We start from the raw sequence: 18,504 nt of genomic DNA, 5'->3' as shown, positions 1-18,504 counted from the left end.
AATACGACTAAACATACGTGGCAGCATTTCATCCCATTACCGTTAAGGAGGTTTATAAGGAAACCGATGATTGTTCGGTTATTACCTTCAGTGTTCCAGAGGAACTACGCGAAAATTTCAAATTTCGCCAAGGACAGCATTTAACCTTAAAAAAGGATATCGATGGCGAGGATATTCGTCGGAGTTACAGTTTGTGCTCCAGTCCGGAGGATGGTGAATGGAAAGTAGCCGTGAAGCAAATACCCGAAGGGAAGTTTTCAACTTTTGTCAACGAAACCCTAGAAGCTGGTGATACGCTGGAAGTGATGGAGCCTAGTGGGATGTTCGGCGTAGATGTTTCACCAGAGAAAGAAAAAAATTATCTTTTTTTTGCAGCCGGTAGTGGAATTACACCTGTTTTATCGATGATCAAGACGCATTTGGCCATGGAGCCGAATGCTACCTGTAAGCTGTTCTATGTGAATAAGACAGCGAAATCCATTATCTTTAAGGAAGAATTGGAACAACTTCGAAACCGCTATTTTGGTCGGTTGGAAATCTATTATTTCCTTACCCGTGAAAAGCGCGATATCGAGTTGTTTAATGGTCGGTTTGATGATGCTAAAATGGACGTGTTGACGAATACGTTTATCGATATTCCAGACACTAGTGAAGTATTCCTCTGTGGACCGGAAAAAATGGTTCACTTCGTAGCCGATTATTTGGAAAAGGCTGGATTGCCGAAGCGTTTGATTCATTTTGAATTGTTCGTGACAGGGCTTTCAGAAGAAGATAAAAAACGAGCCGAACGATTGGCCAAGCAGAATGTTGAAGGGGTCGATTTAACCATTGTCGATGGCGGAAAGGAATTCAATTTCACCATGACCAAGGATTTCGACAATATATTGGATGCCGCTTTAAGCGCGGGAGCCGATTTGCCCTTTGCCTGTAAAGGAGGCGTTTGCAGTACCTGCAAATGTAAGATAGTGGAAGGTAGTGTTGAAATGAAAATCAATTATGCCTTGGAAGAAGATGAGGTGGCACAAAATTTTGTATTGAGCTGCCAAGCAGTACCGACCAGTGAAAAAGTAACAGTAGATTTTGACGTTTAACAGCTCGCTCCCCTCTCCTTTTTATGGCCTCCGACGACGGAGTTTCGAAGGAGAGGAAGGCCAAAAAGTTGGGGTGAGGATGTAAAAAAACATATAATATGAGTGATACCGAAGTAAAGAATTTGGAAGAGTTGTTTGAAGCACGCATCGCGCGTGATGAAAAGATCGAACCTAAGGATTGGATGCCGGAAAAATATCGGCAGACCCATATTCGTCAGATTTCCCAGCATGCCCATTCCGAAATTGTAGGGATGTTGCCAGAAGGGAATTGGATTACGCGAGCACCTTCCCTTAGAAGGAAAGCCGCTTTGTTGGCAAAGGTTCAGGATGAGGCAGGACATGGATTGTATTTATACTCCGCATGTGAAACCTTGGGAATCTCCAGGGAAGAATTGTACGAGCAGTTGCATTCAGGAAAAGCGAAGTATTCTTCAATATTCAACTATCCAACAATTACATGGGCCGACATCGGCGCTATTGGTTGGTTAGTAGATGGCGCAGCGATTATTAATCAGGTGCCACTTTGCAATACATCCTTTGGTCCATACGCCAGAGCCATGGTAAGAGTATGTAAGGAAGAAAGTTTCCACCAACGCCAGGGGTATGAAATCATGTTGACTCTTTGCAATGGTACCGAAGAGCAAAAAGCGATGGCACAGGATGCCTTGAATCGCTGGTGGTGGCCAAGCTTGATGATGTTCGGACCTACCGATGCTGAAAGTACGCATACGGAACAATCGATGAAGTGGAAATTGAAGCGTAAGACCAATGATGAATTGCGTCAGCAGTTTATCGACCAAACCGTTCCGCAAGCGGATATTTTGGGAATCACCGTTCCCGATCCCGACTTGAAATGGAATGAAGAAAGCGGTCATTATGACTTTGGTGAAATCGACTGGGATGAATTTTGGCAAGTAGTAAAAGGCCATGGCCCTTGCAACAAAGAGCGTTTGGATGCCCGAGTGAATGCATGGGAAGAAGGAGAATGGGTTCGCGATGCAGCGATGGCCTATGCCGATAAACAAGAGAAGCGAAAAGCAACGACCAAAAAAGCAAGCTAATATGAGCGATAAAAAGAAAAATTGGCCTTTATGGGAAGTGTTTGTCCGAAGTAAAAATGGATTGGAACATCGCCACTTCGGAAGTTTACATGCCGCCGATGCCGAAATGGCCTTGGAAAATGCCCGTGACGTGTATACAAGGCGAAATGAGGGCGTCAGCATTTGGGTTGTGGAAAGTAAGCATATTACAGCTAGCAATCCTTCCGACAACGGCGAGCTATTCGAGCCAGCACAAGATAAGGTGTATCGTCACCCGACATTCTACGACCTTCCCGATGAGGTGAAGCATATGTAGAAGCTGTAGAATTCAAAATCGAACTTGAACTTGAATCTGAAGCTATGGGAGGAGATAAAAAATATGATTTAAGTGAACGTTTGGAAGATTTTTCCGCTGAAATTATTCAACTATACAACGGAAAAGCAGTTTCATTTGCAGAACGTTATTTAGCGGAACAATTAATTCGCTCTGCCTGTTCAGCAGCACTGAATTATGGTGAAGTACTTGGGGCAGGGACGAACAAGGACAAGATAAATAAATTGAGAATTTGCTTGAAAGAATTGCGTGAATCGCTGCATAATCTGAATATACAAACAAAAGCATCCTTAATAGACGAGAGTCTGTTAATTGGGCTAAAAGATGAAAACGATCAGTTGATTCGAATTATCGTTACAAGGATCAAAAATCTGGGATAACATTCGATTTCAATTTCAATTTCGAATTCAAAAATTATGAACCAAAACTTATATCACTATATACTTACAATCGCGGATACGAACCTAATCCTCGGGCAGCGTTTGGGAGAGCTTTGCGGACACGGACCGAGTCTGGAGACCGATATCGCACTAACAAATATTTCCTTGGATCTTATTGGACAAACCCGTAGTTATTTTCAATACGCCGCAAGTCTATTTGATGAAGAGAAAACAGAGGATGATATTGCCTTTCTAAGAAAAGAACGGGAATATCGTAATGTGCTGTTGGTAGAACAACCCAATACGCATTTTGGATATGTGATGGCACGACAATTTTTATTCGATGTCTTTCACTTGATGTTTTTAAGAGAATTGGAAATCAGTAAGGACGAAACGCTAGCAGCCATTGCCAAAAAGGGAATCAAGGAAGCAAGCTATCATCGACGCTTTTCCAGCGATTGGATCAAACGCTTAGGCGATGGAACGGAGGAAAGTCATACTAAAATTCAAGAAGCTGTGAACAATCTATGGCGCTATACTAACGAATTATTTCAGATGACAGAAGCCGATGTGGCGATGGTGACGGAAGGTGTTGGTGTCGATTTGGAAGCCTTAAAAGAACCCTATTACGAAGCTGTTTCCGAAGTATTGAAAGAGGCAACCCTTGAAGTACCCGAACGAAAATATTTTCAAAAAGGAGGAAAAGAAGGCATCCATACGGAACATATGGGGTATTTGCTTTCAGATCTTCAATATATGCAACGCGCCTTTCCAGATATGAAATGGTAGCTACTGTCTCCCCGAGCGCAGTCGAGGGGTTTTTATTATGACCGAAACAAAACCAAACATACAAACAGATTTAATTCCGATCCTGGAGTCCGTCTCCGATCCGGAAATTCCTGTGTTGTCGGTATTGGATTTGGGTGTAATACGTGAAGCCGTTGAAGAAGATGGTGTAGTGCGCATAAAATTGACACCAACCTATTCCGGCTGTCCGGCTATGGACGTAATGAGCGACGATTTAAAGACAGCTTTTCGGGAAAAGGGAATACAAGTGAAAGTTCAATTAGTACTGTCACCTGCATGGACCACGGATTGGATCAGCGAAGCTGGAAAGCGAAAGATGGAAGAATATGGTATTGCTGCACCACTTGAGGAAACAGCCGACAAGGATGCTTTATTGGGTGAAAAAAAAGTGGTGAAATGTACTAATTGTGGCAGTACCAACACCCATTTGGTCAGTCAGTTTGGATCTACCGCCTGTAAAGCATTATTCAAATGTGATGACTGCCAAGAACCGTTCGATTATTTCAAATGCCTAAAATAAGAACAGAATTGTTTTAAAAATGGAATATGTCCTTTTCCCAAGAATAGTTTTCAAAAGCTTCGAGATCCAGGAGCAAAGCTCCGCGAAGTTTTGAAAACGGTTTTCAGTTTTACTGAAAAATTCCTAGGAAAAGGTGTCTTTTTCTTTGATTCGTTTCTTTTGGACAAGCAAAAGAAATGAATGATAAAATATAAATTATGAGCCAATCAATCACCAACGAAATAAAAAACAACATAGCGACCCTCCGCTTAAACCGTCCCAACGTTTTCAATAGCTTTAATCGTGAAATGGCATTAGCGCTTCAGGATGCTTTAGATGAAGCAGAAAAGAATGATGAAGTAAGAGCAATCGTCATCACTGGAGAAGGAAAAGCATTTTGTGCCGGACAGGATTTAAAGGAAGTTACCACTCCAGAATTAAATCCCGGCTTCAAAAAAATATTGGAGGAACATTACAATCCTATTATTTCCAGAATTCGTTCTATTGAAAAACCTATTGTGGCCGCTGTGAATGGCGTAGCTGCTGGTGCGGGAGCGAATATTGCATTGGCTTGTGACATTGTGCTTGCTTCTGAAGGAGCGAGTTTTATTCAGGCCTTCAGTAAAATCGGATTAATTCCCGATAGTGCTGGTACATTCTTTCTGCCACGATTGATCGGTTTTCAAAAAGCTTCTGCCTTGATGATGTTAGGCGATAAGGTTTCTGCCGAAGCGGCTGAGCGGATTGGGATGGTATATAAGGTGGTTTCAGCTGATACCCTTTCAGAAGAAACGGAAAAAATAGCGTCAACGCTGGCCAATATGCCTACCAAAGCATTGGGTATGACAAAGCGATTGTTGAACCAGTCGATGACAAATGATTTAGGGGCACAATTAGATATGGAGAGCAAGTTGCAGATTGAAGCGGCTCAAAGTGAAGATTATGCCGAAGGGGTCGATGCATTTGTAAACAAACGAAAACCTAATTTCAAAGGAAAATAATAAAGCAAAAGCCAATAGAAGTATATGATTAAAAACGTTGGAATTATCGGTTCAGGAACCATGGGAAGCGGTATCGCACAGGTAGCAGCAACTGCTGGTTGTACGGTAAAGATTTTCGACAAAAACCCTGAAGCACTGGAGAAAGCTGAAAAGGCATTAGATAAAATCCTGAATCGACTAATCGAAAAAGGAAGAATTGATTCAGAAGAAAAGAATAGAATTCAAGGGAATATCGCTTATGTCGATTCACTCGAAGAACTTTCAGATAGCGAACTGACGATTGAAGCCATCATCGAGGATCTCGACATAAAAATGAAGGTGTTTCAGGAGTTAGAAAGCTATGTTTCCAAAAAATGTATCATCGCTTCAAATACGTCATCGTTGTCGATTGCCTCTATAGCAGCTTCACTCAAAAGACCAAAACGATGTGTTGGGATTCACTTTTTCAATCCCGCACCGCTTATGAAATTGGTAGAGGTAATTCCGGCGGTTCAAACATCAGATAAAGTACTTCGAAAGGTTCAAATGAACATTTCAAACTGGAAAAAAACTGTTGCGATCGCTAAGGATACGCCTGGCTTTATCGTAAATCGTGTAGCGCGTCCCTTTTATGGTGAAGCGCTTCGTATTTATGAAGAAGGCATGGTAGGGGAAGGAACCGAAGGTTTCGCGACCATCGACTGGGCCATGAAATCGATTGGAGGCTTCCGAATGGGACCTTTCGAATTAATGGATTTTATCGGGAACGACGTGAATTATACCGTAACTGAAACGGTTTTTGAAGCCTTCTATTACGATCCGCGCTACAAACCTTCCTTCACCCAAAAGAGAATGGCAGAAGCCGGTTGGCTAGGCCGAAAGTCAGGTCGTGGTTATTATAAATATAAGGATGGAAAACCTGTTCTTCCGGAAAATTTGGAGGATACTTTTGACACAGCCTTGGGGCAGAAAGTATTCGATCGGATATTGGTGATGCTTATCAATGAAGCGGCAGATGCCCTATTTTGGAACATCGCCTCGGCCGAGGATATTGACAATGCAATGACAAAAGGGGTGAACTACCCCAAAGGATTGTTGCAATGGGCCGACGCGCAAGGAATCGATTGGTGCGTTAAAAAATTGGATGGACTGTATGATAAATATCGGGAAGATAGGTATCGCTGTTCGCCGAAACTGAGAGAAATGCAGCGCAAAGGTGATAGGTTTTTTGGTAATAGGGAATAGGAAAATGGATTCAAAATATACGTTTCGTTTCGAGGATTTGAAGATTTACCAAAAAGCTATAAGTTTTGGTGAATCGGTAAATTTTATTGCTAAAAAGTTTCCCAAGGATGAACGTTTTGAATTGACTTCACAATTTAAGCGAGCGGCAGATTCTATTGCGCTTAATATTGCTGAAGGTTCTGCTGGTAGTAATGCTCAATTTCATAAGTTTCTGGGGCTTTCTTGGTTTAGTTTAAATGAATGTGTAAGCTGTATAACAAAAGCTTTTCTAAGAAATTCTATTTCTGAAATAGAAAGTGAAGAATTGAGAAAGGAATGCTATGAACTTTCAAAAATGATATCGACGCTAAGAGCTAAAATTAAAAAGAGAATTGAATTGTGAGTAACCTAAAACCTATAGCCTACGACCTAATACCAAAGCGAATGCTTTCATTAGATCCATTTAGTAAGTGGCTAGGAATCGAAATTTTGGAAGTGGAACTAGGCCGTTGCAAAGTTGGAATGACCATCCGAAAGGAAATGTTGAACAGTATGCAGAAAGCACACGGCGGAATCAGTTACTCCTTGGCCGATACGGCTTTCGGTTTTGCAGCCAACACCCACGGGAAGTTTGCAGTTTCTATTGAAACAAGCATTAATCATATTGAAGCCTTGAATGAAGGAGACTATTTGATAGCCGAAAGTGTCATCGAAAAGGCGAATCGAAAGCTAGGCTTTAATGTGGTGGAGGTGAAAAGAGGCGAAGAATTGGTAGCTTTGTTTAAAGGTGTGGTATACCGCACCTCAAAAGATTGGGAAGAATAAATAGCACCCTGCTCCTTCCCCTCGAAGGGGAAGATGTCAGTCTTTGACTGACGGAAGGGGTGAAGATTGAACTAAAAAATTAACTATGAAAGAATCATATATAATCGACGGCATCCGAACGCCCATCGGGAACTATAAAGGTACGCTCAGTACCATTCGAACCGATGATTTGGCGGCGCATGTCATCGCCGAAATCGTAAAACGAAATCCGAACATTCCAAAAGAAGCCTTTGACGATGTTATCATGGGCTGCGCCAATCAGGCGGGTGAAGACAATAGAAATGTCGCTCGTATGGCGCTGCTGCTGGCAGGACTGCCAGTCACCGTGCCCGGTGAAACAGTCAATAGACTGTGCAGCAGCGGCCTTTCCGCTATGATTCATGCCAATCGCGCTATCAAGGCTGGCGATGGTGATCTGTTTATCTCAGGCGGTGTCGAGAATATGACACGCGGACCCTACGTCATTGCAAAACCATCTTCAGCCTTCGGTACCGATGCCAAGATGTATGATAGTAGCTTCGGGTGGCGATTCGTCAATAAGAAAATGCACAATCTATACGGCACCGACGGCATGGGTGTTACTGCCGAAAACTTAGTCGAAAAGCACAACATTACCCGTGAGGACCAGGATGCCTTTGCCTATCACAGTCAGATGAAAGCGGCAAAAGCACAGGAAAATGGTCGACTTTCAGAAGAAATCGTGCCTGTTGAGATTCCGCAGCGAAAAAAAGACCCCATCATCTTCTCCCAAGATGAATTTATAAAACCAAATACCACCAAAGAGATCTTGGCAAAGTTACGCCCTGCCTTTCGGAAGGAGGGAAGCGTCACCGCTGGTAATTCCTCTGGTTTGAACGATGGTGCAGCAGCTACGATTATCGCGTCGAAAGAAGCCGTGGAAAAATATAGTTTGAAACCAATAGCGCGCTTCGTGAGTTCTGCAGTGGTGGGAGTGGAGCCCAGAATCATGGGAATCGGACCAGTGGAAGCTTCAAATAAAGCCTTAGAAAAAGCGGGGTTAACGATGGATGATATAGATGTAATTGAACTAAATGAAGCCTTCGCTTCCCAAGCCTTGGCCTGTATTCGTGAATGGGGATTAAAAGATGATGATCCGCGCATCAATCCAAATGGCGGTTCCATCGCAATCGGTCACCCACTAGGTGTTACCGGAACGCGAATTGCCTATTCCGCCGCCTTGGAACTTCAAAAACAGAACAAGCGGTATGCGTTGGTTACCATGTGTGTAGGGGTCGGACAAGGGTATGCAGCGATAATCGAAAAAGTATAAGCGATGACGAAAACACAACATTACGTTTTAGGAAATTGGACCGATGGTCAAGGGGAAGGTCGTCCTATAAAGGATTCCATTACCGGTGAAGTCTTCACCAGTGTAACAACTGAAGGGTTGGATATTCCTTCCATTCTTCAATACGGAAGGGAAAAAGGTAATGCCCTTCGCAAAATGACCTTTCAGGAACGAGGCCTGCTATTGAAAAAGCTCGCACTTCACCTTACCAAAAAAAAGAATAAATTTTATGAGATAAGCTATCGTACGGGTGCGACCAAAATCGATAGTTGGATCGATATTGAAGGTGGCTTCGGAAACGTTTTTGCCAATGCTTCCCTTCGAAAATTATTTCCCAATAAACCTTTTCATGTGGAAGGTGATCCCATCGACCTATCGCGTGGCGGACGCTTTATGGCACATCATATTATGGTGCCAAGAGAAGGAGTGGCAGTTCACATTAATGCCTTTAACTTCCCAGTTTGGGGAATGTTGGAGAAATGTGCCGTGAATTGGATGGCCGGAATGCCGGCAGTGGTATTGCCAGCACCTCAAACGGCGTATTTAACCGAAGCGGTGGTAAAGGAAATCATCGCTTCAGGTATCTTACCGGAGGGTTCCATTCAACTTATATCGGGTACCGCTAAAAATATTCTCGATACGGTTCAGTCGCAAGATGTGGTGACCTTTACAGGTTCTGCTTCCACCGGAAAAATGCTGAAGAAGCATCCACAATTATTAGAAGAATCGGTTCCCTTCACCATGGAGGCTGATAGTCTGAATGCCTCTATTTTAGGTGAAGATGCCGCTCCAGGAACACCCGAATTCGATTTATTTATCAAGGAGGTTCGAAATGAAATGACCGTGAAATGCGGACAAAAATGTACCGCTATTCGACGCATCATTGTTCCTGAAAAATTGGTTGAAGATGTACAGATTGCACTTGGAAAGGCGCTTGATAAAGTCACAATTGGCGATCCACGCCTGAAAGAAGTCCGAATGGGAAGTTTGGTCGATACCGAACAACGAGAAGCAGTGAAACAACAGATTCAAAAGATTTCTGAAACCGCTAACATCGTGTATGGCGATTTTGAAGATGTGAAAACGATTGGAGCCGATGCCGAAAAAGGAGCGTTCTTAAAGCCGATCTTACTTCGTGAAGACAATCCGCTTCAAAATGAGGCCGCACATATAACGGAAGCCTTCGGGCCAGTAAGCACACTAATGCCCTACAAGTCGCTGGAAGAAGCAATACAGCTTTCCAAAATGGGGAAAGGTTCTCTTGTCAGTTCCATAGTAACTAATGATGATACCATCGCTTCAGAATATACGGTATCCGCAGCCACACATCACGGTCGAATCTTAATTCTAAACCGAGAAAGTGCCAAGCAAAGTACCGGACATGGTTCTCCTTTACCAAACTTGATTCACGGTGGTCCAGGACGTGCCGGAGGCGGCGAAGAAATGGGAGGTGTTCGTGGTGTGAAGCATTACTTGCAACGCTGTGCCATTCAAGGGTCGCCTACCACGTTGACCGAGGTAACGGGTATTTATCAGCCGAAAGCAGCCTACAAGGAAGCAGAGAAACATCCGTTCGCCTATCATTGGGAAGACATCCAAGCGGGAATGTCGATTGAAACCCATAAGCGTACATTAACAGATACTGACATTATCAACTTTGGTAATTTGACATGGGATCATTTCTACGCCCATACCGATATCACATCGTTGGAAGGAAGTATTTTTGAAAAACGAACGGCGCACGGCTATTTTATTATTTCGGCGGCAGCAGGATTGTTTGTCTATCCGAACAAGGGTCCCGTCGCAGCGAACTATGGGTTGGAAGAGATTCGTTTTCTTCGTCCCTTATATCATAATGACACGATTTACGTGCGACTTACCTGTAAAGAGAAAGTCGATCGTGAACAAAAGGGTACAGAATTACCATCAGGAATTGTGAAGTGGTTTGTAGAGGTTTTCGATGCTGAACCAGATGAAGACCAGGAACCATTGGTGGCCATCGCAACCATTCTAACGATGGTTCAGAAAAAGCAGGACACCTTTGTGGAAATGACTTCTGAAACTATCGATAGTTATCTCGAAAAACTTTCAGAAGATACGAAGCCAAAATGGGGTGCCATGACAGCGCAGCAGATGGTGGAGCATTTGGAGTACACCTATCGCATCGCCTCTGGAGAGATTCAGGATTTTGATATTGCAACCCCGGAAAAAGTACTCGACAAGGTTCATGCAACCTTATATAATTATGAAAAGATGCCAAGGGAATATAATTTTCCGTTGTATGAGGAAGGGAAGATGCCGAATCTGAAACATGAATCCTTAGAAGACGCTAAAAAGAAATTGAAGGAAGCACGTGAAGAATATTTAGAATTCTTTAAAAATAATCCGGACGCAAAGAACAAAAACGCAGTTTTTGGCAGTATGAATAAATACGAATGGTATTTGCTGGAGCGAAAGCATCTCAATCACCATTTTGAGCAGTTTGGATTGCTGTAAATAATGTATAATGAAAAAGTCTTTGCGCATTTATTGCGCAAACGTCTGAAATTAAGACAAAGTCCTCGCGCCTGTCTGCCGCAGGGAGAGCGCTTAAAACAAAAAGACAAAAATTGAAATACTACACCTACATACTAACCCATGATCGAAATCATATTTTTTATGTTGGTGTAACGAACAATATGTATCGCCGAATGAGTGAGCATAAAAGGGCAACTTTTGGAACCCATGTTGGTCACTATAACATTAAAAAGTTGGTATATTATGAAATTCACCGTGATGTGAGAATTGCCATCAGAAGAGAGAAGACCATCAAAAAGTGGAAGCGGGAATGGAAGATAAATATCATCAATAAGATGAATCCTGATTGGGTTGATTTGAGCGCGGAGTGGGATTTGAAGAAATATGAGAGGAGCTATGATTGAAGCGGATGCGGAACAAGTCCCTGCCCCGCCGCCTGCCTGTCGGTAGACAGGGCAGGCGGGCGTATCGACCAGAGAAAATATATCGAATGCGCAACAAGTGCGCATTGAACATATAATTAAAACGGATGCGGAACAGGTCCGCATCGACCAGAAGAAATAAAGTATATGAACGAAGCATACGTAAAGGAAACGATAACCAAAGGAATTGCAACAATAGAGTTCTTTCACCCAGCGCATAACAGCCTGCCCGGTGACATCCTCGCAAAATTGGCAAACACGATTACCGATGTCGGTCAGAAGGAAGAAGTGAAAGTCATCATCCTGAAAAGCGGAGGCGACAGAACCTTCTGCGCGGGAGCCAGTTTCAACGAGTTGATCAATATTGAAGATGAAACAACCGGAAAGAAATTCTTTATGGGATTTGCCAACGTCATCAATGCCATGCGAAAATGTCCGAAGTTTATCATCGGAAGAGTGCAAGGTAAAGCTGTTGGCGGCGGTGTAGGCGTGGCTTCTTCAGTCGATTATTGCATGGCAACAAAATATGCGTCCATAAAACTTAGCGAATTGAATATCGGGATCGGTCCGTTTGTGGTTGGACCAGCGGTGGAACGAAAATTAGGACTGACCGGTATGAGCCAAATCGCAATCGATGCCAATACCTTTTACGATCCCGAATGGGCACGTCAAAAAGGACTGTATGCACAGGTATACGATTCAACAGAAGAACTGGATAAAGCTGTTCAGGAATTTGCTGAGCATCTGTGTACTTATAATCCAGAAGCTATGAAGGAAATGAAGAAAGTGTTCTGGAGCGGTACTGAAAATTGGGATGAGCTCTTGGAAGAACGGGCTGAAATATCTGGGCGTTTGGTTTTAAGTGAGTTCACCAAAAAAAAACTAGAACGATTTAAGTAATATTTAATTATTGAAATCCTTTTCTGAAGAATATGGCTTCAAAAGCTTTGAGATTCAGGAACGAAGTTCCGCAAAGTTTTGAAGTCGGTTTTCAGGATACTGAAAAATTCCTTAGAAAAGGCGTCTTTTTCTTTGGTTCGTTTCTTTTGGACGAGCAAAAGAAATGAACATAAAATTATGATATACTCATTTAAAAGTCATATTCCCGTAATTCATGAAAGCAGCTTTGTGCATCCATTAGCAGCTGTAACCGGTAATGTTATTATAGGAAAGAACTGTTATATCGGTCCAGGCGCTGCCATCCGTGGCGATTGGGGTGAAATAATTTTGGAAGATGGGGTAAACGTGCAAGAGAATTGTACTGTACATATGTTTCCTGGAAAGAGTATCGTTTTGAAGGAAAGTGCCCATGTCGGACATGGTGCTATCATTCACGGTGCCAATCTTGGAAAAAATTGCTTGATTGGGATGAATAGCGTTATTATGGATGATGCGGAAATAGGCGATGAGTGTATTGTTGGGGCAATGGCCTTTGTGAAAGCAGAAGAAAAGTTTCCCGCTCGCAAATTGATTGTTGGGAATCCGGCCAAAGCGATTAAGGATGTTTCCGATGAAATGATCGATTGGAAAACAGCTGGCACCAAACTATACCAACAATTGCCATCCGATTGCCATGAGTCGCTTCGAGAAGTGGACCCATTGCGAGAAATACCAGTCGACCGACCGATACAAGAAGATTTTTATAAAACATTACAGGAGATAAAGAGAAAATAAAGAAATGTCGCAGGAATTTAAATTGCCCCGAATGGGCGAAAGCATAACTGAAGGAACCATTATTCAATGGATGGTGGCCGAGGGCGATTCGTTCGAGGAAGGAGATATTTTAGTTGAAGTGGCTACCGATAAGGTCGATAATGAAGTTCCGGCTCCCGCCGATGGTAAGATGGTCAGTCATAAGGCTTCAGAAAATGATGTCGTGAAAATTGGAGCCACCATCGCTATCCTAGAGCTTCAAGAAGGCGGTACGAAGAAAAAGTCGGCGTCACCTTCTTCATCTAAAAAAGAAAAGTCTGCTAAAAAGAAGAAAGCAGCACCGAAAATAGCGTCTCCTACTGAAATTACTTCAGCAAAAACCTTTAAGGTAAATGATAATGTCTTCATTTCACCATTGGTGGAAGCCATCGCACGGCAGCACCACATTAGTTTTGAGGAATTGGCCCGAATTCCTGGAACTGGAAAGGACGGACGAATCCGTAAAAGTGATGTCATGCAGTACCTTGAAGAAGGTAGGCCGTATAAGTATGCACAGCCTGTACCAGAAGTTTCAGGATTTCAGGTGCCGGACCTGAAGTTCGATAAGGGAAGGGGCAAAATCGTGGAAATGGATCGCATGCGGCAGATGATTGCCGATCATATGGTGTTCAGTGCGAGCACAGCACCTCATGTCACCGCTTATGTGGAAGCCGATCTTACCGAAATGGTGCAATGGCGAAACAAAACCAAAAAGGCATTTCAGGAAAAACATGGCGAGAAACTGACCTTCACACCCTTATTCATTGAGGCTGTTGCGAAGGCTATTCAAGATTTTCCGATGATTAACTCTTCCCTTGATGGTAAGAATATCATCGTAAAAGAAGACATTAATATCGGAATGGCTACAGCGCTTCCTTCCGGAAACTTGATCGTTCCGGTCGTACATGAAGCTGATAAAAAAGATTTAAAGGAATTGGCTACCACCACAAACTTGTTGGTGGATAAAGCGCGAAACAATAAGTTGAAAGGTGACGAAACCAAGGGGAGTACGTTTACGATTAGTAACGTGGGTACGTTTGGTAGTTTAATGGGTACCCCGATTATCAATCAGCCAGAAGCAGCCATTTTGGCTACAGGAATTATCAAAAAGCGTGCTGAGGTAATGGAGCGCGAAGAGGGCGATAGTATTGAAGTCCGTCATATGATGTACCTATCCCTTTCCTTCGACCACCGTATCGTAGATGGTTTCTTGGCAGGATCCTTCTTGCGAAGAGTAGCCGATTATATGGAGCAATTCGACACTAATCGGAGCGTTTAAATAACTGAAAAAGCCTGCCGGTCAGGCAGGGGAGTTGGCAATCACCTCCGTGATTGACGGAGGTGATTAAGAAATTAGAAATTAGCAAAGTGAAAAAGATAGACAAAGACATACTTGAAAAAGCATTTAAAAACTTGGTGACTGCTAAGACGCTTACGGAAGTATATGAAGAGAATTTTAAGGTGGTTTCCAAATACGTGCATGCCACATCGCGCGGACATGAAGTGATTCAGACCGCTGTTGGAATGCAGCTCAAACCACAGGATTATGCATTTCCGTATTATCGTGACGACAGTATGCTATTGGCAATCGGGATGAAGCCATACGAATTGATGCTTCAGGTATTGGCCAAAAAAGATGATCCTTTTTCTGGCGGACGCACCTATTATTCGCATCCTAGTTTACGTGATGATGATAAACCAAAAATTCCACATCAAAGCTCCGCAACCGGAATGCAGGCAATTCCCGCGACTGGGGTTGCTATGGGTTTTTGGTATAAAGAGACAATGAATTCAGAATTCAAAATTCAGAATTCAGATTTACCATTGGTGGTCTGTTCCCTAGGCGATGCCTCCGTTACCGAAGGTGAAATAGCCGAGGCGTTTCAAATGGCGGCCTTAAAACAATTGCCAATCCTCTATCTGGTTCAGGATAATGGATGGGATATTTCAGCAAATGAAGAAGAAACCCGTGCCCAAAATGCTGCTGAATATGCCGCAGGCTTTCATGGACTGGAAGCCGTGACCATCGATGGAACCGATTTTGAAGAAAGTTACAACACCCTTCAACAGGTAATTAACACCATTAGAAAGGAACGTCGACCGTTTTTGGTGCATGCAAAAGTGCCACTATTGAATCACCATACCTCGGGTGTACGAATGGAATTTTATCGCGATGATTTGGAAGAAGCCAAAACCCGCGATCCCTATCCGAAGTTGAAGAGGCTTTTATTTGATAATGGTTTTGTAGAAGAAGCGTTGGCGAGAATGGAAAGCGATATCAAAAAATCAGTACAACAGGATTACGAAAAAGCTATTGAAGCCGAAGATCCTTCACCTGAAGATTTATTTACCCACGATTTTGCCCCTACCGAAATTACCGAGGAAAAAGGGAATCGATCTCCTGAAGGCGCCGAAAAGGTAGTCATGGTAGATTGTGCGCTTTTCGCTATTGAAGAATTGATGGAAAAGCATAAGGAGTGCTTGCTATACGGTCAGGATGTAGGGGGTCGTTTGGGTGGTGTTTTCCGGGAAGCGGCAACGCTAGCACAGAAATTCGGTGATAACCGTGTTTTTAATACGCCGATTCAAGAAGCATTTATCGTCGGTTCTACCGTTGGGATGAGTGCCGTAGGGTTGAAGCCCATCGTTGAGGTTCAGTTTGCCGATTATATTTGGCCAGGATTGAATCAACTCTTTACAGAGGTTTCAAGAAGCTGCTATCTTTCCAACGGAAAATGGCCTGTTTCCATGATACTACGCGTACCTATCGGAGCGTACGGCAGTGGAGGTCCGTATCATTCTTCTTCCGTAGAAAGCGTTGTAACCAATATTCGAGGGCTTAAAATTGCCTATCCGAGTAATGGCGCCGATCTTAAAGGACTGATGAAAGCGGCTTATTACGACCCAAATCCTGTCGTTATTTTTGAACATAAAGGTTTGTACTGGAGTAAAGTTCCAGGAACCAAAGGTGCTACGTCTATCGAACCTGATGAGGACTATGTTTTACCTTTTGGAAAGGCTTGGCTGCTGCAGGAAATCTGGAAGCAGGAAGAAGAGGAAACCGCTACCATTATCACCTACGGAATGGGTGTGCATTGGGCGATGAATGCTTCAGCCGAACTTGGGCTCCAGGATCAGGTTGAGGTTGTCGATTTACGAACGCTTCACCCTTTAGATTACGAAACCGTCTTCAAAAGCGTAAAAAAATGTGGTAAATGTCTGGTGGTAACCGAAGAACCTTCAGAAAATACGTTTGCCAGAGCGTTGGCGGGGAAAATTCAGGAAGAATGCTTTCAACAGTTAGATGCGCCCGTAATGGTAATCGGTAGTGAAAACATGCCAGCTATTCCGTTAAATTCAACCTTAGAAGAAACCATGATTCCTTCAACAGAAAAAGTGAAAGCGAAGCTTCAACAGTTATTAGATTATTGATTTTCTGTACCTTGTCTTTCTATGACATCGCCGATGGTTTTTCGAATAATCATTCTCTTACTTTGCTTTCAAACCCTATATTCACAGCAGGTTGATAACCTTATTGATAGTCTTGCGGATACTACTCCTTCAGCAAAGAAAGCTTCGTTAAGTGTTCAAATTGCTTCAGAACTGGCTATTTCCGATTGGGAACGAGCCCTCTATTATCTTGATATTGCGAAGGAAAATGCCATTGCTTCAGATGATGCTATAGTGCTGGCGGATTTTTACTATTCAACCGGAGAGATTTATTACGCAAAAGATGCGGTGGATATTGCGTTGGAGAATTATCTTAAAGCGTATGAATATTACTCGAAACAACCTGCTTCGGATCGTTTCAAGCTTGAAAATAATTTGGCTATCGTATACGCCCGAAGTGAAAATAAAGAACAAGCCCTTCACTATTTTCGAAAGGTATACAATTTTCAAAAAAAGCAGAAGGATACCGTGCTATTAGCATCCATCCTAAATAATATGGGAACGCTTTATTTGGATGAAGAAATAGATTCTTCCCTTGCGTATTACAACACGGCGCTGGCGCTTTCCAATAGCCTCAATGATAGCAATCTTAACCAATACATATATACAAACTTAGGTCGCGCCTATGCTATAAAGAAAGATTTTGAAAAGGCGAAAAGCTTCTTTTCGAAAGCTCAATCAGTTGGAATTAGAAACGAAAACCTTGGAAATGAAGCGTGGCTTTATACAGAGTTGGCAGGTATGTATATGGAACAAAATCAAGCAGATTCTGCAGCCTTTTATGCTAAGAATGCTGAAGAATTGTTGGATAGTGTAGCTCCTCTCACCTTTCAGCACCAGCGTGCTACACAACTTGCGTATAAAAGTTTGTTGGAACAAGGTGCGTTTGAAGAAGCTTCCATCTATTTTGAAGAATACGCTACCATTACGGATTCACTTAACTTGGAAGATAAACGGGTGAATGTGGAGCGACTTTTGGTTGAAGAAGAGTATCGAAACCGTGAAAAAATTCGTCAGTTGGAAGAAGCGAAGAAGGAATCACGGAACTATATCATTCTTTTGGCATTGCTTGTGGCATTGTTGCTATTAGGAATAATTGTAGTGCGCTATCGAAACAAATGGCAAAAGGTTCGTTTGGAAAAGCAATTGGCGTTAGCCAAACAACAAGAGTTAAATGCTAACTTAGAGTTGAAAAATAAAGAACTCATTGGAAAGGCGATGGTGGAAATGCATCGAACGGAAATCGTTAGCGAGATACTTCAGGAGTTAAAGGAAGTGAAACGAAAGGCTGCCAAAAAGGAAACCCAGTACGCCATCGATACCATTGCCAAACGATTAAAACGCGATACTTCCACAAATCTTTGGGAAGAATTTGAAACGCGCTTCGAACAGGTACATGAATCCTTTTACCAAAAGCTTTTTCAAAAACATCCTGAACTTACTTCAAAAGATAAACGGCTATGTGCATTGTTGAAGTTAAACTTAACAACCAAGGAAATCGCACAACTCACCGGTCAATCGCCAAAATCGGTTGAAAATGCTCGTACGAGACTTCGTAAAAAGCTGGAGCTCACCCATTCAGAAACAGATTTATCACTATACCTAGCTAAATTTAATTAATTTCAAACTACTTCAAATACTTGTAAATCAGTTTTTTAATTCTAAATGAGTGCTAATAAAAGGGTGTGATTTCACCTAAGAGTGATTTTGGTTGGGTGAAAAATTAGTGAGCTGCTTGTCTTCACATTACTTTTGAAATGAATTCAAAATTGGAATCCTTTCCGTGAGCAAGAAAGAAGAAAATAAAGAAGGTTCGGAAAACATCCTCGACGATCTATTGGATGCCAACACCGATAAAATTAATGCCTTAAAAAAATTACTCAAGGAGCTAGGTTCTGATAATGAGAAGAAAACTTCAACTAAAAACAAATAGT

General features: G+C 42.6%; 19 protein-coding genes. All 19 read left to right on the top strand.

Annotated features, from left to right (window positions below; all coding sequences use genetic code 11):
• The first annotated feature begins 17 nt into the window (after positions 1–17).
• The 19 genes from paaE (at position 18) to I4Q58_RS03745 (ending at position 18,503) form a co-directional block, all read left to right on the top strand.
• Positions 18–1,091, top strand: coding sequence for a 1,2-phenylacetyl-CoA epoxidase subunit PaaE (gene paaE, locus I4Q58_RS03835; protein ID WP_203293869.1), 1,074 nt, complete (start codon positions 18–20; stop codon positions 1,089–1,091).
• Positions 1,092–1,189: 98 nt separating this feature from the next.
• Positions 1,190–2,152 carry a 1,2-phenylacetyl-CoA epoxidase subunit PaaA gene (gene paaA / locus I4Q58_RS03830; protein ID WP_203293867.1) on the top strand — a complete coding sequence of 321 codons (963 nt, stop codon included), beginning with the start codon at positions 1,190–1,192 and terminating at the stop codon, positions 2,150–2,152.
• Position 2,153: 1 nt separating this feature from the next.
• On the top strand, positions 2,154–2,447 hold the full coding sequence (paaB, locus tag I4Q58_RS03825; protein ID WP_203293865.1) for a 1,2-phenylacetyl-CoA epoxidase subunit PaaB: 294 nt from the start codon (positions 2,154–2,156) through the stop codon (positions 2,445–2,447).
• Between the two features lie 44 nt (positions 2,448–2,491).
• Complete coding sequence (locus tag I4Q58_RS03820) at positions 2,492–2,845, top strand: four helix bundle protein (RefSeq protein WP_203293863.1); 354 nt, start codon at positions 2,492–2,494, stop codon at positions 2,843–2,845.
• 33 nt (positions 2,846–2,878) lie between these two features.
• Positions 2,879–3,634 (top strand): 1,2-phenylacetyl-CoA epoxidase subunit PaaC, encoded by a 756-nt coding sequence (paaC, locus tag I4Q58_RS03815; protein ID WP_317194044.1) that lies wholly within the window; start codon positions 2,879–2,881, stop codon positions 3,632–3,634.
• A 37-nt stretch (positions 3,635–3,671) separates the two neighbouring features.
• The gene (gene paaD / locus I4Q58_RS03810; RefSeq protein ID WP_203293859.1) at positions 3,672–4,172 is read left to right on the top strand and encodes a 1,2-phenylacetyl-CoA epoxidase subunit PaaD; all 501 of its coding nucleotides are present in this window, start codon (positions 3,672–3,674) and stop codon (positions 4,170–4,172) included.
• Between the two features lie 197 nt (positions 4,173–4,369).
• The gene (locus I4Q58_RS03805; protein WP_203293857.1) at positions 4,370–5,152 is read left to right on the top strand and encodes an enoyl-CoA hydratase-related protein; all 783 of its coding nucleotides are present in this window, start codon (positions 4,370–4,372) and stop codon (positions 5,150–5,152) included.
• Between the two features lie 24 nt (positions 5,153–5,176).
• Positions 5,177–6,376, top strand: a complete 1,200-nt coding sequence (locus I4Q58_RS03800) for a 3-hydroxyacyl-CoA dehydrogenase NAD-binding domain-containing protein (protein WP_203293855.1) — start codon at positions 5,177–5,179, stop codon at positions 6,374–6,376.
• 4 nt (positions 6,377–6,380) lie between these two features.
• A complete protein-coding gene (locus I4Q58_RS03795) occupies positions 6,381–6,758 on the top strand; it encodes a four helix bundle protein (protein ID WP_203293853.1) in 378 nt (125 codons plus the stop codon).
• Between the two features lie 41 nt (positions 6,759–6,799).
• The gene (locus I4Q58_RS03790; protein ID WP_203294370.1) at positions 6,800–7,180 is read left to right on the top strand and encodes a PaaI family thioesterase; all 381 of its coding nucleotides are present in this window, start codon (positions 6,800–6,802) and stop codon (positions 7,178–7,180) included.
• An 85-nt stretch (positions 7,181–7,265) separates the two neighbouring features.
• Positions 7,266–8,471 (top strand): 3-oxoadipyl-CoA thiolase, encoded by a 1,206-nt coding sequence (gene pcaF, locus I4Q58_RS03785; RefSeq protein WP_203293851.1) that lies wholly within the window; start codon positions 7,266–7,268, stop codon positions 8,469–8,471.
• A gap of 3 nt (positions 8,472–8,474) precedes the next feature.
• On the top strand, positions 8,475–10,985 hold the full coding sequence (gene paaZ, locus I4Q58_RS03780; RefSeq protein ID WP_203293849.1) for a phenylacetic acid degradation bifunctional protein PaaZ: 2,511 nt from the start codon (positions 8,475–8,477) through the stop codon (positions 10,983–10,985).
• A gap of 113 nt (positions 10,986–11,098) precedes the next feature.
• Positions 11,099–11,410: a GIY-YIG nuclease family protein gene (locus I4Q58_RS03775; protein ID WP_203293847.1), complete on the top strand. Its 312-nt coding sequence runs from the start codon at positions 11,099–11,101 to the stop codon at positions 11,408–11,410.
• A 165-nt stretch (positions 11,411–11,575) separates the two neighbouring features.
• Positions 11,576–12,328 carry an enoyl-CoA hydratase/isomerase family protein gene (locus I4Q58_RS03770; RefSeq protein ID WP_203293845.1) on the top strand — a complete coding sequence of 251 codons (753 nt, stop codon included), beginning with the start codon at positions 11,576–11,578 and terminating at the stop codon, positions 12,326–12,328.
• A gap of 177 nt (positions 12,329–12,505) precedes the next feature.
• Positions 12,506–13,102, top strand: a complete 597-nt coding sequence (locus I4Q58_RS03765; RefSeq protein ID WP_203293843.1) for an acyltransferase — start codon at positions 12,506–12,508, stop codon at positions 13,100–13,102.
• 31 nt (positions 13,103–13,133) lie between these two features.
• Entirely contained in the window at positions 13,134–14,399 is a 1,266-nt protein-coding gene (locus tag I4Q58_RS03760; protein WP_236002813.1) for a dihydrolipoamide acetyltransferase family protein, read from the top strand.
• An 89-nt stretch (positions 14,400–14,488) separates the two neighbouring features.
• Positions 14,489–16,552 carry an alpha-ketoacid dehydrogenase subunit alpha/beta gene (locus I4Q58_RS03755; RefSeq protein ID WP_317194041.1) on the top strand — a complete coding sequence of 688 codons (2,064 nt, stop codon included), beginning with the start codon at positions 14,489–14,491 and terminating at the stop codon, positions 16,550–16,552.
• Between the two features lie 21 nt (positions 16,553–16,573).
• A complete protein-coding gene (locus I4Q58_RS03750) occupies positions 16,574–18,190 on the top strand; it encodes a tetratricopeptide repeat protein (RefSeq protein WP_203293839.1) in 1,617 nt (538 codons plus the stop codon).
• A gap of 163 nt (positions 18,191–18,353) precedes the next feature.
• Positions 18,354–18,503 (top strand): hypothetical protein, encoded by a 150-nt coding sequence (locus tag I4Q58_RS03745; protein WP_203293837.1) that lies wholly within the window; start codon positions 18,354–18,356, stop codon positions 18,501–18,503.
• Position 18,504 lies beyond the last annotated feature (1 nt).

The organism is Luteirhabdus pelagi (assembly GCF_016827595.1).
GTDB lineage: Bacteria > Bacteroidota > Bacteroidia > Flavobacteriales > Flavobacteriaceae > Luteirhabdus > Luteirhabdus pelagi.
Note: the sequence above shows the minus strand (reverse complement) of the source record. Positions and strands in the feature narration are given on the sequence as shown.

Bases quoted from the DNA above. Each gene is read 5' to 3' on its own strand.
- I4Q58_RS03760 (WP_236002813.1), top strand. From the start codon at position 13,134: ATGGGCGAAAGCATAACTGAAGGAACCATTATTCAATGGATGGTGGCC.
- I4Q58_RS03790 (WP_203294370.1), top strand. From the start codon at position 6,800: ATGCTTTCATTAGATCCATTTAGTAAGTGGCTAGGAATCGAAATTTTG.
- pcaF (WP_203293851.1), top strand. From the start codon at position 7,266: ATGAAAGAATCATATATAATCGACGGCATCCGAACGCCCATCGGGAAC.
- paaB (WP_203293865.1), top strand. From the start codon at position 2,154: ATGAGCGATAAAAAGAAAAATTGGCCTTTATGGGAAGTGTTTGTCCGA.
- I4Q58_RS03770 (WP_203293845.1), top strand. From the start codon at position 11,576: ATGAACGAAGCATACGTAAAGGAAACGATAACCAAAGGAATTGCAACA.
- paaA (WP_203293867.1), top strand. From the start codon at position 1,190: ATGAGTGATACCGAAGTAAAGAATTTGGAAGAGTTGTTTGAAGCACGC.
- I4Q58_RS03765 (WP_203293843.1), top strand. From the start codon at position 12,506: ATGATATACTCATTTAAAAGTCATATTCCCGTAATTCATGAAAGCAGC.
- I4Q58_RS03750 (WP_203293839.1), top strand. From the start codon at position 16,574: ATGACATCGCCGATGGTTTTTCGAATAATCATTCTCTTACTTTGCTTT.
- paaZ (WP_203293849.1), top strand. From the start codon at position 8,475: ATGACGAAAACACAACATTACGTTTTAGGAAATTGGACCGATGGTCAA.
- I4Q58_RS03795 (WP_203293853.1), top strand. From the start codon at position 6,381: ATGGATTCAAAATATACGTTTCGTTTCGAGGATTTGAAGATTTACCAA.
- paaD (WP_203293859.1), top strand. From the start codon at position 3,672: ATGACCGAAACAAAACCAAACATACAAACAGATTTAATTCCGATCCTG.
- I4Q58_RS03805 (WP_203293857.1), top strand. From the start codon at position 4,370: ATGAGCCAATCAATCACCAACGAAATAAAAAACAACATAGCGACCCTC.
- I4Q58_RS03820 (WP_203293863.1), top strand. From the start codon at position 2,492: ATGGGAGGAGATAAAAAATATGATTTAAGTGAACGTTTGGAAGATTTT.
- I4Q58_RS03800 (WP_203293855.1), top strand. From the start codon at position 5,177: ATGATTAAAAACGTTGGAATTATCGGTTCAGGAACCATGGGAAGCGGT.